The organism is Psychrobacter sp. PG1 (assembly GCF_014897815.1).
Lineage (GTDB): Bacteria > Pseudomonadota > Gammaproteobacteria > Pseudomonadales > Moraxellaceae > Psychrobacter.
Window position 1 is genome coordinate 20,021 of the sequence record NZ_JABUZG010000057.1, and the last position, 14,797, is coordinate 34,817.

General features: G+C 44.3%; 12 protein-coding genes. 9 read left to right on the forward strand and 3 right to left on the reverse strand.

Annotated elements, in window-relative coordinates; all coding sequences use genetic code 11:
* Window positions 1-91: 91 nt before the first annotated feature.
* From INT03_RS08140 to ampD, 3 genes are all read right to left on the reverse strand, one after another.
* Complete coding sequence (locus tag INT03_RS08140) at window positions 92-703, reverse strand: hypothetical protein (protein WP_193008553.1); 612 nt, start codon at window positions 701-703, stop codon at window positions 92-94.
* Between the two features lie 111 nt (window positions 704-814).
* A complete protein-coding gene (gene murJ / locus INT03_RS08145) occupies window positions 815-2,365 on the reverse strand; it encodes a murein biosynthesis integral membrane protein MurJ (protein ID WP_193008554.1) in 1,551 nt (516 codons plus the stop codon).
* A gap of 194 nt (window positions 2,366-2,559) precedes the next feature.
* Window positions 2,560-3,147: a 1,6-anhydro-N-acetylmuramyl-L-alanine amidase AmpD gene (gene ampD / locus INT03_RS08150; protein ID WP_193008555.1), complete on the reverse strand. Its 588-nt coding sequence runs from the start codon at window positions 3,145-3,147 to the stop codon at window positions 2,560-2,562.
* A 273-nt stretch (window positions 3,148-3,420) separates the two neighbouring features.
* Between ampD and INT03_RS08155 the strand changes: the two genes are divergently transcribed.
* The 9 genes from INT03_RS08155 to INT03_RS08195 all read left to right on the forward strand — a co-directional run bounded on the left by INT03_RS08155 (window position 3,421) and on the right by INT03_RS08195 (window position 14,677).
* Window positions 3,421-5,523, forward strand: a complete 2,103-nt coding sequence (locus INT03_RS08155; RefSeq protein ID WP_193008556.1) for a DUF4105 domain-containing protein — start codon at window positions 3,421-3,423, stop codon at window positions 5,521-5,523.
* An 83-nt stretch (window positions 5,524-5,606) separates the two neighbouring features.
* Window positions 5,607-6,452: an SDR family oxidoreductase gene (locus INT03_RS08160; RefSeq protein WP_193008557.1), complete on the forward strand. Its 846-nt coding sequence runs from the start codon at window positions 5,607-5,609 to the stop codon at window positions 6,450-6,452.
* A gap of 63 nt (window positions 6,453-6,515) precedes the next feature.
* Complete coding sequence (locus tag INT03_RS08165; RefSeq protein WP_193008558.1) at window positions 6,516-7,514, forward strand: hypothetical protein; 999 nt, start codon at window positions 6,516-6,518, stop codon at window positions 7,512-7,514.
* A gap of 61 nt (window positions 7,515-7,575) precedes the next feature.
* Entirely contained in the window at window positions 7,576-8,298 is a 723-nt protein-coding gene (gene pyrE, locus INT03_RS08170; RefSeq protein ID WP_404643255.1) for an orotate phosphoribosyltransferase, read from the forward strand.
* 58 nt (window positions 8,299-8,356) lie between these two features.
* Window positions 8,357-9,340 carry a glutathione synthase gene (gshB, locus tag INT03_RS08175; protein WP_193008559.1) on the forward strand — a complete coding sequence of 328 codons (984 nt, stop codon included), beginning with the start codon at window positions 8,357-8,359 and terminating at the stop codon, window positions 9,338-9,340.
* Window positions 9,341-9,678: 338 nt separating this feature from the next.
* Window positions 9,679-10,764, forward strand: coding sequence for an undecaprenyldiphospho-muramoylpentapeptide beta-N-acetylglucosaminyltransferase (gene murG, locus INT03_RS08180; protein WP_193008560.1), 1,086 nt, complete (start codon window positions 9,679-9,681; stop codon window positions 10,762-10,764).
* A gap of 83 nt (window positions 10,765-10,847) precedes the next feature.
* Window positions 10,848-12,287, forward strand: coding sequence for a UDP-N-acetylmuramate--L-alanine ligase (gene murC / locus INT03_RS08185; RefSeq protein ID WP_193008561.1), 1,440 nt, complete (start codon window positions 10,848-10,850; stop codon window positions 12,285-12,287).
* Between the two features lie 26 nt (window positions 12,288-12,313).
* Window positions 12,314-13,318: a D-alanine--D-alanine ligase gene (locus INT03_RS08190; protein WP_193008562.1), complete on the forward strand. Its 1,005-nt coding sequence runs from the start codon at window positions 12,314-12,316 to the stop codon at window positions 13,316-13,318.
* A gap of 564 nt (window positions 13,319-13,882) precedes the next feature.
* A complete protein-coding gene (locus INT03_RS08195; protein ID WP_193008563.1) occupies window positions 13,883-14,677 on the forward strand; it encodes a cell division protein FtsQ/DivIB in 795 nt (264 codons plus the stop codon).
* Window positions 14,678-14,797: the final 120 nt, after the last annotated feature.

Below are 14,797 nucleotides of genomic sequence, written 5' to 3' on the forward strand. Positions count from 1 at the left end.
GGTATCAAATAAAATTATTGAAGATAGTTCAAGTGACTTAAGCTAAAATAACTTAAGCTAAAGTGATTTTAAATGAGGACAGCAAAGCGTCTTACCCTAGGATTTTCCATTGACCTTCAATTTTTTGCAGCTCATAAGTCAACGGTGCAGGCGCACTTTGTCCTTTTAGCATCAGCTCCCCAATGATGGTGGCACGGGTTTTATCATCACTGTATTTAGTATCGGTGATAGTGACGCCATCGACGGTTTGCTGAAAGGCATACTGGGTTTTAGCCAGCTCTTCTTCGAAGTTTGCCATATCTACTTTATAATATTTAGCGGCTTCCTTTACCTCGCCATAATACAGGCTATCTAATGCTCGTTTGACAGTATCTTCCGGTGTACCAGCTTGGGTTGTATTGGTTACGAGGCTTTTTTGCTTGGTCGCAGAGGTAACTGGGTCAATATCATCACTATCAATAGCCGTTTCATCGTTACCACTGTCAGCCGCCTGCTCACTTTCCACAGCTAATGTTTGATTAGTAGTATCGTTTTCAGCATCAATGCTTTTATCAGAACTGCCTTCAGCGATGGCTGCCGTATCTTCGGCACTATTAGCTGTCTTATCGTTATCGCTACAAGCACTTAAAAGCAGTCCAGTACTAAGGACACCAGCAGTCAGGATAGTTGGTAAGCGTAGCAAGGTTACTCGTTTGGTTATCATTATTAGCCCTCAGATTTCATTTATTCGTTAATGGTTAATTATGGCAACTATCCGCGTCATTCACTATCCATTCTCTTACTAAGCTTGTTTTGGTTTCGTAAGTGAAGCTGCTTAACCATGCTTTAGCTGGCGCGGACGGAAACCAGTGGCTAGTAATACCACGCCATAAACCAGTGCTCCCACGGTACACATAATGAGCAAAGCGGCGATACGTCGCCATTGAGCCTCATCGCTAGGGAAATAAGGCAGCATGACATAAAGTACGCCAATCATAGCGCTAGTCGCAATCGCAAACTGGGTGAATAGTTTTTTCCAATGACTGCCAAAGCGGAAAATATTACGTTTATGTAAGAAATAATATAATAAGCCTGCGTTAACAAAGGCCGCGCCCGTGGTTGCTAATGCCAAGCCGCCATGTAGTGGAATCTCTAAGAAATAAAATATACCGATAAAAATGACACTAAAAATCATATTGGCAAAGACAGAAATGATACCGATTTTTACGGGTGTTCTGGTATCTTGACGGGCAAAAAAAGCAGGGGCAAAGATTTTAATAAGCATAAAGCCTAAAATACCACCAGCCATACTACGTAATGCGAGCGAACTCATCTGCGCATCGCGTAAGGTAAATTCACCGCGCAAAAACAGCGCTTGCATCAGTACATCGGCAAGTATAAACAACGCTGCTGATGCAGGAACACCGACTAAAATGATTAAGCGTGCCGCCCAATCGATGGTCTTTTTAAAACTAACATCGTCTTTTTGCGCCTCGCTTTTTGATAAACTGGGCAAAATGACTGTACCGATTGCCACGCCAATCAAGCCTAATGGCAGCTCACTCATACGCTCTGCGGCATACAGCCAAGAAACCGAGCCGCCAATCATCAATGACGCAAAAATGGTATTGAGCAGCAGATTAATCTGAGTGACAGAGACGCCAAAGATGGCAGGCAGCATGAGTTTTAAAATACGGCGAACGCCTTCATGCTGAAAGTCGACTTTGGGTGCGACCAGCAGCTTTTGTTGCCATAGCTGCGGCAGCTGTAGTAAGAATTGCAACAATCCTGCGATAGCGACCGCATAGCCTAGTGCCATGATAGGAACATCGAACATAGGGGCAAAAATTAGCGCGCCACCAATCATACATAGGTTCAATAACACGGGTGCAAAAGCAGGCGCAGCAAAGCGTCCGTAGCTTTGTAAAATGCCACTGGCAAAGGCGGTCATAGAAATAAATAGCAAATAAGGAAAGGTCAGACGCAGTAATTCAGCGGTAATAGCAAATTTACCTGGTTGGTCGGCAAAACCAGGCGCGAATAAAGTCACGACCCACGGTGCCATTAAAATAACAACCACAGTAAGCATCGACAAAATTAACAGCAGAGCGCCTGAAGTACGACTGACTAAGATTTGTACCTGCTGCAAACTATATTTTTCTTTGTATTCAGATAGCACAGGGACGAAGGCTTGACTAAAGGCACCTTCTGCAAATAAACGCCGCAAAAAGTTTGGAATTTTGAAGGCGACCAAAAAGGCATCCATCAGACCACCAGCGCCAAAGACGCCTAACAATACGACATCGCGTACCAGACCTAAGATACGAGATAGCATGGTCATACTACTGACCACCATGGTTGAACGAAATAACCGACTTTTTGCCATGAGAACCTATTGTGCTAATTTGTTTAATGAAGGTTGTTTACTGATGGTTGTCTACTAAGTTGCTGCTATCAAAAAACTGATGGATTATAGCATTTTCATAATCGAGATAAATGGATTGGATGTGGAATATAATGCATACAGTTAACTGTTAATAGAGCTTGTAACAGGATTGACAAAATAATTATCCATACGACTTAACCCTCAAGAATGTTGGCGACCATCTCACGCAATTTTGACCATTCAAAATAATCACCGGGATCTGTTTTGCGACCAGGGGCAATATCGCTATGACCTGTTAGATGACGACGAGTTTTGGGGTAGGCGGCATAAATGGCACAGACTATTTTTGCAAGTACCTCATATTGTGCGGCGGTGAAGGACACAAAATCAGACCCTTCAAGCTCAATACCGATGCTATAATCATTACATTCAGGGCGACCCAAGTAGCTAGAGCGTCCAGCATGCCACGCGCGCTCATTAAAATTGACAAATTGAGTCATCGTGCCATCACGCTCGATGAATAAGTGAGCCGAAACCTCCGCGTCTTTAATCGTTTGAAAATAGGGATGCGCCGCCCAGTCTAGCTGATTGGTAAATAATGCTTTAACGTAATGGATGCCGTCAGTATCAGACGCTCCGAACTCGTTCGGAGGTAGGCTGATATTATGAATAACAATAGTATCAATACTCATATCTGTTGGTCGCAGATTGCAGTTTGGTGATGCAAGGTATGTGGCGGCAGATAATCTGCCATCGTTAATCTTTATTGGTGTTATGGACATAATATTCTCTTTTATCATGATATTAATAAGTGGGCATTGACCGCTGGTTGCTAGCCATTTTTATCAATCAATAGCCATTCTGATAATAGCTACCTTGATAACAGTAGCTTTGATAGTAACAACTTTGATAACAGCCACTTTAACTAAGATATTTCAATGATCTAGCTCGTATATGGCTTTTGAGGTTATTTTAGTGAACGATTCAATCGGCATTATCAACCAGCCATCAATCACGCTATCGGCGTATGAATAATAACGTGCGAGGTTTACCCCATGTCTCTAAAGCCTAATTTTTTATCTGTAGATTGTACCCTAACTACTATGAGTCAACGAGCGCGTTTACCACTTGCTATTGCAGGATTGCTACTCTCTGCACAAACGCAAGCTTTTTTGCCAACCCCAGCATCATTAGTAACGACAGGGGCATTAGCGCCTACGCCGCAAGCTACTGCAATTGCTAATAATACGCCAGATAATGACGCTCCAGAAGATACCCAAGGGCTAGAAAAAAGCAACGCTGAGCAATTATTAGCCAAGTGGCGTGAGCAAGCAGCAACACAAAATTTAGCCCAAGATACGACATGGCGACGTTTATTATATTTTTTTGATGATCAAAAGAATTTGATTGGTAAGAAAAAAGACACCAGCATGGTTGATGAGGCTGACTTTTTTTTGAGTGAGCATGGTCGGCAAGACTCGAATGCCGAGCTTGATGCGTTACTCGTCGCCCTCGCTAATGAGATAGCGACAACGAATAACCGTACTGTCAAAAAAAATACTGCCAATAATTCGGTATTATGCCGTTTCCCAGCGCGTGTACAATGGTTGACCGATACATTAAACATTGATAAGGCGACGCTACAAGTTGACTGTCCGGAGTTGAATGAATGGATGCAAAAGATTGCCCCTGAGCAGCTATCTATCATGTTTGCCCAAGAGTATTTAGACAATCCTTTATCAGCCTTTGCTCATACGTTATTGCGTATTGACTCAAAAGCCAGTGTGGCTGATCCGAGCCAGATTCATCACGCGGTTGCGCTGAATTATACGGTTGGTGGTAATCCAAAAGACAATTTTGTGGTGTATGCCATCAAGTCAATGACCGGCGGTTATGACAATCTCATTGAAATTGACCCTTATCCCGCAAGGCTGGCGAAATATCTGCAAGAAGACGAGCGTGACGCATGGACGTATCAATTGGATTTGACACCAGCGGAAGTGCAGCAGATTATGTTGCACGTTTGGGAAACCAAAGATTTAAAATTGCCGTATTACTTCACCACAGATAACTGTGCGTCTGAGATTTTACGCTTAATTGATGTGGTGCGTCCGCAGCAGCACTTATTGAGTCAGCTGCCTTATGCGGTTATTCCTTCAGATGTCGTGCAGTTGCTTGATGATGAAGGCTTACTTGCCAGCACCAACTATACCCCTGCTGATAGCACTTTACGCCAAGCGCAGTTGAATAAGGTCAAAGAGCAGCGCGAGCAATTCGGCTATCACAACAGCGCAAAACAGACGATTAATGAGGTTAAATCTGCCCAACTCAATACGGTTTCGAGCATGTCAGCTGATGGACAGACGTTATTGCAGCCTGATATAGCAGTATCAGATAACAATCCAATAGACAGACATCCGCTGCAACTGGCTCATATGGGACTAGGGCAGCGCGGTGATAATAACTATATCGATTTGGGCTTACGAGCGGGCTATCATGATATTCTCGATCGTCCCTCAGGATTCCCACAGTTTTTTGACTTAGAAGGCGCATCTGCGACTTTGCGCCTGTACGACACCGATAATGACAAAGCCAATCAGCCAAACAGTGTGGTTTTGCAAAATGTGACATTGATTCGTGGGCGCTCATTTAATCCGGTCAATTCTGCCAAAAAAGGCAAAACGTGGGGCGCTAGCATCGAGGCGACGCGTGTGAATGATGGCTCCCAGCAAGACGGTCGCGATCATTTAGTTGGGAGCTTGGGCTATGAATCAGGTTGGTCATGGGCATTTGGCACGCCTCGCACAGGTACAGGCGAGATGCCGCCGCAGCTATGCTATACCTTTTTGTCCGGCACAGCGCAAGCAGGGCGCGGTATCAATAAAGGCTTTCGCGTTGGTGCTGGCGTCAATGCAGGCTGTCGTTATCAGATTAACAATCAGTTACGCGCGCAGGCTGAATTGCAACTGCCATATTGGTATCATGGCAGCAGCGATGAGTCTAATGCCCGTGGTCATTATTGGCAGCCGATATCGACATTAGGGCTACAATACGATATCGATAAAAAACAAGCATTACGCATTAATGCCAACTATGAATGGCAAGATCGTGTTGATGCCAATGAAGACGTACAGCTGTCGTACAGACGCTATTTTTAACATTTATTACTGAAAAAATGTATAGATTATTAAAAAGATGTATGGGTAGTCATTAGAAATGGCGTTCGAATAAAGGATAAATGATGAGTACGCAAAATTTATTGATTATTGGTCAAGGTGATATTGGTTTGCCAGTCAGCAACCAGCTGGCACAGGACGGCTTGAATGTCACAGGTTTGGCTCGTGGTGAGCGCCATCATTACTCTTTGGATGATAACGCTGAATTTATGCAAGCCGATGCATTGACTCTGACGGCTGAGCAGCTGCGAGATTTTACGGCGATAGCAATTATCGTTACCCCCGATGATTATTCGACCAGTGGCTATCATAATAGCTACTTAGCAATTAGCCAGCATTTGGCAACGCTTGCGGACAAACTCACCAACCTTTCACGCATTGTCTTTATTTCGTCAACGGGTGTTTATGGGCAAGATAACGGCGAATGGATTGATGACAATACTGCGCCTGTGCCGCCAAAACGCGAAGCATCGCAGGTGATATTGCAATCAGAACAAGTCCTGCAACAAGGCTTTGGTGATAAAGCCATTATCATTCGTCCAAGCGGTATTTATGGACGCGTGCGTCTCATGCGTCTGCGCAAAGCCCGCGAACCACAAAAGGAAGCAGTGGCAGCCGCGCATTGGAGCAATCGGATTATGGATCGCGATTTGGTCGCTATCATCGCTAACGTACTGACTATCGATGCGCCCAAGCCCCTTTATATTGCTACTGATTATGCGCCAGTCACGACTTTTGAGTTGGGCGTTTGGTTAAGTCAGCAGATAAATGAAACGCCTCCTGCTCTTGACGATAAAAAAGTAGCGGTTACGGGAAAACGCTTGCACAGTAATATTCCATTAGCTTGGTTGGCATATCCTGATTGGCAAGTCGGTTACCGTGATATTTTGCGCCATCAAGAACAACATTAAGAGTAATATGCCAGTTTGATTTAATTAGAATTATTTTTATATTTTATAGCTTATGGAGATTTCATGACCCAGCCTTCTACTTCTGACACTCATTTACCCAGTGCTGATCTTACAGCAGCAGGCGGTACAATTTCAGAAGGCAATGCTGAGCAGTCGTCTATTTTGCCAGATAGTACCCAACCTGCGATTGTACATCCTAATTTTGACCCGAGTCGCTTGGCACTTGATCCTGCCAGACCCTTGAGCGATATTCCAGAGCCTGCTAGGCGATTAAATGGTCAATTGCAACGACTTTATGGTCGCTCTGCGCGTTTTTATCAGCCTAAAGAACACAGCTTGTCAAAATGGTCGCTGATTGCTTCAGAAGTATTGGGCGAGCATCTGTCATTAATGCGAGCAGCAGAGCTTGTCGAGTTTCCAGACAGCTTTTATCACAATCACAGCGCGCAACCATTATTATCATCATTAAATGGTATGACTTTGCTCGACATGGCTGATATTCAGCAGGCGCTTCGTGCTTATCCAAAACTGCATCGTTACGGTTTTGCACTGAATGGCTCTTCTGTAAGTACCGATACGAGCGTTAGTAGTAATGCTAAAAACAAACAGGCTTCTTTCCGTGCATTGACCAAACGTTATAACCCAGATGAGTTGCTCAACAGTGTTTACGCCGAAGATTGGCAGGTGGTGTTGCAGCCGCAACAATTTGAGACAGGTGAGGGCAGTTTGGCTACTGACATTATGGCGTGTAGCGTTGCTGTTCATGCATTGAGGCAGTGCGAGACACGCAAAAGTATCAATCACCGCTACAGCGCCGCGCAAATCTGTCAGCACATACGCAGTTATCTGCTGAGTCAAATCATTTGTGAGCCATCGCAGCGCCATGCCTACCGTCAAATACGCATTTTCACAGGACATGTTATTGTTGCCGCGTATCATTTAGGTTGGGAGATACAAGTGAGTGATGACGGTCAGTGTTATTTTAATCTCTCATCGCGCAGTGGCCTATTGACTCGTTATCCTAACATGCAGGATTACGACATCAATGGTTGGTCAAGCTGATCAATAATGCGTACAATAACGCCAATTTTTTGCTCTTCTTTTTGTCAATAGGAACGCTTCCATGCTTAATGCCTCAATGCCTAATGCGCAACACCCTTCTTTCTCCTCACATCAATTTATCCAACTGGCTTTAGACAATCAAGTTCTCAAATTTGGCGAGTTTGTCCTCAAGTCTGGTCGCATCAGTCCGTATTTTTTTAATGCAGGCTTGCTGGCGTCGGGTGAGATGTTGTCGTTGCTCGCGTGTGGTTATGCTGATGCCTTGGCTGAGCAAATGGCTGCTAGTCATAACGGTACAGATGAGCAGGAGCTGGTGATATTTGGGGCAGCGTATAAGGGTATTCCTTTTGTGGCAGCAACCGCGCAAGCCTTATGGATTCATCATGGTATCAATGCCAAGTGGGGCTATAATCGTAAAGAAGCTAAAACTCATGGCGAAGGTGGCAACTTAGTAGGCGCTGACGTTAGTGGTAAAGCAGTCTGGGTACTCGATGATGTCATTACCGCTGGTACGGCGATGCGTGAAGTGGTTGAGATTTTAGAGCAAGCGGGCGCTAGCGTTGCCGGTATTATCGTTGCCCTTGACCGTAAAGAAAAAGGTCAGGCTGAGCATTCTGCTATTCAAGAGTTGGCGTCGACATTAGAGGTACCAGTGCGCGCACTCGTCGATATCGATGATTTAATCAGTTATTTGGCAGATGACCATGGCGTACAAAGCGATCAGCATAAAGATGCAACCCAACTTGCCAAGATGCAACATTATCGCGCGCAGTACGGCGTATAGTTGGGCACTGAGTTCGAAGCTGTTCTATATTAATAATATAACGTAAGTGAGCCTTATCATGAGCCAAGAAAATCAAAAAAAATCGTTAAACATACTCGTTATTATGGATCCTATCGAGCAGGTTAATTATAAAAAAGACACGACCCTTGCGATGATGTGGTCGGCACAAGACCGTGGGCACAGCCTTGGCTATTGTCAGATTCATGATTTATGGTTGAATCGTGGGCAACTGATGGTTGATACGCAGCCAGTGACCGTCAAGCGTGATCCTGAAGATTTTTATACATTAGGCGATAAAGCGACAGCGCCAATCAGCGACTATGACGTGGTGTTGATGCGTAAAGATCCGCCGTTTGACATGCGTTTTATTTATGCCACTTATATGCTTGATCATGCCAAAGCGGCAGGCGTGCTAGTGGTCAATGACCCACAAGCGATACGTGATTGTAATGAAAAGCTATTTGCCACGTGGTTTAGCGATTATATGAGCCCAACGATCGTGACCAGTAAACAGGCGCATATTCGCAAGTTTATCGCTGAGCAGCAAGACGTCATTGTTAAGCCATTAGATGGTATGGGCGGTACGGGGATTTTTCGTTTGACCGCAGATAGTCCAAATATCGGCGTCACGCTTGAGATTTTAACTGAGCTTGAAACCCTGCCGATTATGGCACAGCGTTATTTACCAGAGATCAAAGAAGGCGATAAGCGCGTGTTGATCGTTGATGGTGAAGTGGTCGATTATAGCTTGGCGCGTATTCCTACCAAAGGCGAGACCCGTGGTAATCTTGCGGCGGGTGGTAGCGGTGTTGCGATGCCGCTCACCGATGTCGAACGTCAAGTGGCAGAAGTCGTGGCACCTATTGTTAAAGAAAAAGGTCTCATGTTCGTCGGGCTCGACTTAATCGGCGGTCGTATTACCGAGATTAATGTCACCAGCCCAACGTGTGTACGTGAGATTGATGACCAATGCGGTACAGATATTGCGACGGACTTTATCATCGCCATTGAGAATAAAGTAGCAGTTTGCGCAACGCTGTAAGGATAGAGTGATTTATCACTAAGCTATGCGCACAATACTTAAAAAACACTGTGCTAAGATAGATTGATAAACAGCATCTTTTCATAGCGCATAGAAAGGCGATAAAACGTCATTTATAAACGATGCTTTTATGATTTTTCGATAGTATTTATAAAAGCCAAGTCGTGATTGCTCGCGGCTTGGATTTTTGTTATTGACAGTGCATAAAGTGCTATATATCAGCCAACGATTTACACTATACTATGCGAGATTTTATAGGGTCATTATTGGCTGATGACTAAGATGATCATAGGATAATAAGTCCTTCATATAAATAAAGAAAAGATAGGCAGGCGTTCATGAAAGCACCGCATATATTAATGATGGCCGCGGGTACTGGCGGGCATGTGTTCCCAGCACTGGCAGTGGCTGAGGAATTGACTCAGCGTGGTGCGGTTATTCATTGGCTAGGAACGCCAAATGGTATGGAAAATGGCTTGGTTGCACCGACTGGTTATCCTTTTCATGCGATTGAGATGCAGGGTTTACGCGGTAAAGGAATCGGGCGTTTATTGAAGTTGCCAGTGACTTTATTGTCAGCGACGATGGCAGCTATAAAGGTGATTCGTAGTAATCAAATTGACATAGTTGTCGGTTTTGGTGGTTATGTGACAGCGCCTGGCGGTATCGCTGCACGTCTGACCAATACGCCTCTGATTATCCATGAACAAAATGCCATTGCAGGCATGAGTAATCGCTACCTATCCAAGATTGCAACCAAGGTGCTGCAAGCATTTGAGGATACCTTTGCCAATAGTGCACAGGATGCTAAGCTTGAAACGGTGGGTAACCCAGTACGCAATGCTATCACTGGTGTCTCTGAACCGACGGTGCGTTATGATGTTAATGACAACTCACCGCTCAAATTGTTGGTGGTGGGTGGCTCACTTGGTGCACGAGCCTTAAACGACACTGTGCCAAAAGCGCTGGTATTGCTCAATCAGCCTTTTGAAGTGCGTCACCAATGCGGGCGTAACAATGAGGCTGCCACACAAGCGGCTTACGATGAGCAAGACTTGAGTATGCACAAGTTTGTGGTACAGCCTTTTATCGACGATATGGCCGCCGCTTATAATTGGGCAGATATTATTGTTTGCCGAGCAGGCGCATTGACGGTTACGGAAATCCAGAACGTCGGTATTGCCGCAATTTTTGTACCGCTGCCGCATGCGGTAGATGACCATCAGACTGCTAATGCCCGCACGTTAACCTCACACGATGCGGCGATTTTGTTACCGCAGTCTGAGTTGACAGCGCAGCGTTTGAGCAATGAGCTTGCTGCCCTTAATCGAGAGAAGTGCCTAGCGATGGCCAAAAAAGGCCATGCCCTTGCCAATCGAAGTGCGAGCAAGCAAGTTGCTGATATTATCTGGCAAACGCTGTAGCCTACATTCTTATAGCTGACTGTTTTTATTGCCAATTATTTTGATACACTAAATTTTATTAGCCTTTAATAAAGAGAATCCCTATGTCTAACCCTGCGAAAGCTCTACCTAAGCGTTTGATTGAAATACCAGAAATGCGTCGTATTCAGCATTTGCATTTTGTCGGTATTGGTGGCTCGGGGATGTGCGGTATCGCGGAGGTGATGAACAATCAAGGTTATCAAGTAAGTGGTTCTGATATCGCTGAGAGCTTAGTAACCAAACGTTTGGCACAGATTGGTATTGATATTGCGATCGGTCATGACTCCAAAAATATTGCCAATGCTGATGTCATCGTTGTATCGTCAGCGATTGATCGCAGCAACCCTGAAGTAAAAGCGGCATTAGAAGCACGTTTGCCAGTGGTACGCCGTGCCGATATGCTGGGCGAGTTGATGCGTTATCGTCACGGTATCGCTGTTGCTGGTGCTCACGGCAAAACCACCACGACCAGTTTGTTGACTACCATGATGGCAGAAGGGCAACTCGATCCTACCTACGTGATTGGCGGTAAGCTGAATGCATCTGGTAAAAATGCTGCACTGGGTAGCAGTCGTTTCTTGGTGGCAGAAGCCGATGAGTCTGATGCGTCGTTTTTATCGTTACATCCGATGGCCGCGATTGTCACCAATATCGATCAAGACCATATGGAAACGTATGAGAATAGTTTTGATAAATTAAAAGCCGCTTATATTCAGTTTTTACAAAACATGCCATTCTACGGTTTGGCGGTGGTCTGCGGTGACGACCCAGAATTGTATGCCATGATTGATGATATTGGTCGTCCCGTACTGACTTTTGGACTTGAGCCTTTTAACGACGTTCAAGCCATCGACTTGGTAACGGAAGGTACGAAAACTCACTTCACGGTACTGCGCCGTGACCGTGAGCCTTTACGTTTGACCCTCAATATTCCTGGTACTCACAACGTTTACAATGCACTTGCTGCTATTACTATGGCGACTGATGAAGGGGTCGATGACGAAGCGATCAAACGCGCTCTGCAAAAATTTGAAGGCGTTGGTCGCCGTTTTGAGCAGCATGCCTCTGTCAATCTTGATGATGGTAATGTTTTATTGATTGACGATTATGGTCATCACCCAAAAGAAGTCGATGCCACCATTAAAGCGGCGCGTCAAAGTTTCCCTGAACGTCGTTTGGTAATGATGTTTCAGCCGCATCGTTATAGTCGTACCCGTGATTGCTTCGATGATTTTGTTGAAGTACTCTCCAGCGTTGATGAATTATTATTATTAGACGTATATTCAGCAGGTGAAAGCCCAATTACTGGCGCTGATACCAAGTCATTGGCACGTAGTATTCGGTTGCGCGGTGAAGTTGAACCGACGATTATTGACAAGGACAATTTAGCTCCTGTCATGCAGCGTTTATTAAAAGCCAATGACATGCTCATTACTCAAGGTGCAGGTAATGTAGGGCAGATCGCTGTCGACTTGGCTGCCAATAACCTTTACATTAAGTAAGCTAAAAAATTCTAGGAACGATCTTCATGACGACTGATACTAAAGAAAATACCAGCACTCAAAATTCAGATAATTTAGAGAGCAATGATGCCACTTTAAACACGACGACCAGTGATGCAAAAGATGCCAGACAGTTTGGTAAAGTGGCGGTTGTCTACGGCGGCAGTAGCAATGAACGCAGCGTGTCATTAGACAGTGGTGCTGCCGTATTGCAGGCGCTACAAAACCAAGGCGTTGATGCCACTCATTTCGACCCTAAGCATCAAGACATAACAGAGCTACGTGAGTATGACCGCGTGTTTAACGTGTTGCATGGTCGCGGCGGCGAGGATGGTTTATTGCAAGGTGTGCTGCAATGGTTTGATATTCCGCAGACGGGTTCAGGCATTCTGGCATCAGCGCTGGGTATGGATAAGGTTCGTACCAAGCAATTGTGGCAGGGTTGTGGGTTAGCAACCGCGCCATTTTCATTGTTAACAGCTGAGACTGACTGGCAGCAAGTGGTCAACATGCTAGGTTTACCACTTATTATCAAGCCTGTTCATGAAGGCTCGAGTATTGGTATGACCAAGGTCAACAATCTTGACGAGTTGCCAGCGGCTTATGCAACGGCGGTACAGTGCGGTGATGCGGTCATGGCTGAGCGCTGGATTACCGGTCGCGAGTTTACAATCGTCATTATCGACGATGAAGCCTATCCAGTCATTCGTCTTGAACCTGCTGATATTACCAACTTCTACGATTTTGAAGCCAAGTATAATCGTAATGATACCAGTTACTATATCCCCTGTGGTCTGAGCGCTGCTGACGAAAAGCATTTACAAGATCTGAGCCTTGCAGCGTTCCGTGCCGTTGATGCCAAAGGCTGGGGACGCATCGATGCTATGCAAGATGAAGCAGGCAACTTCTGGTTGCTTGAAATCAATACAGTGCCAGGCATGACCAGCCATAGCTTGGTTCCGATGGCAGCCAAGGCTCGAGGCATGGACTTCGATGCATTGTGCTGGCATATTTTAGCGCAGACATTATAGTGACTGGTATAGCAGTTATTGCTTAAATAGTTATTTAGCAATGCTACTTTTTAACATTGCTCATTTTTTAGTATTGTTCATAATGCTATTGATATTTATTAAGGCAGTTGTCATTAATAGGCTGTCTTAATAAACCAGTGATAAAACTTATGAATGATTAGAGTTAAATTTTTCTTATAGCCTGAGAATACTACTAGACTAGAACGGGTTAATGTATCACTAGAGCTGCTATACCACAGCGTCATGTAAACTTGTGTAAATTCGTTGTCACTAGTAGGGGTTAAGCTATTGTTTAACCATAAAATACGTTAATATTGTAATTATAGGTCTGTTTTAGTGATATTTCTGTTTTCTATGAATTTAGCCCATAAGTTATTCATAAATTAAGAAAAATGTTACGTTTAAATGAGCATTACGTTTAAATGAGCATAATGTCATCCTATAAATCGTTTTAGTAAAATATTTTGATAATATGTCAACTTAATAGGCTTCTGCAAAAATATGCAGAGTTACATTTATAAATAGCATGATCAGTTTTATGCAAATATAGGGACAAAGGTCGTTATGGCTCAAACTGTCAACGAGGTAACTGACTTGATGAGTGATAAAACCCGTCGCCCAAACTCTAAGTTCCAAGTACCGACTTCGCTCAAATATTTTTTTATGGTATTGGTACTAGGGTTGCTCGTACTGATATTGATAATGGGTGGAAAATCGTTGCGTGATGCACCGCCAGCTTCTATCCATGTGAATAATCAGGGTTTAACAGTTACCCAGTATCGCGCATTGCAACAGGTTATGAATCAACAAAAGGTAAGCAGCTTTTTTACCTCTGATTTGCAAGCGTTAAGAGATATTACGACGGGTCTGGCTTGGGTTGATCAGGTCAGTATTTCTCGTGATTGGCAACGGGGCATAGTCGTTACTGCATTACCTAAGCAAGCGGTTGCTAATTTTGGTACAGAGCGTTTGGTGGATGCAAAAGGTGCGGTTTTTGTCCCTGCTGATAGTAAAGATCTGACGCAAGAACGCTTCGCCACCTTACAAGGTGAGATAACGCAAGCCCCAGTTATCATGCAGCAGATGCAGCAAGTTAACGACTGGTATGCGCCACTTGGTATGCAAGTCGAAGATATTATTCTGTCACCAAGAATGACTTGGCTGATTCGTTTTGACAATGGACTGCGTGTGATTGTTGATAACGAGAATACTGCGCAAAAGCTGCTGAGTTTAAGTCAGCTGCTCGGCAATCAGTTAAGTGAGCGTCGAGGCGAAATACAGTCTGTAGATTTGCGCTATAAAAATGGTTTTACCATTGCTTGGGATATGGCACAGCCAAAAATTGATGCAGCAAAATAACGATAGATAGATAGATAGCATAAGCAAAAACTGGTTAGCATTTTAGTTTGAGCTATTTTGATAGTTTGTAGCACAGAATATACAACATCATAGCGTGTTGATAACGCTTTTTTTAATGAT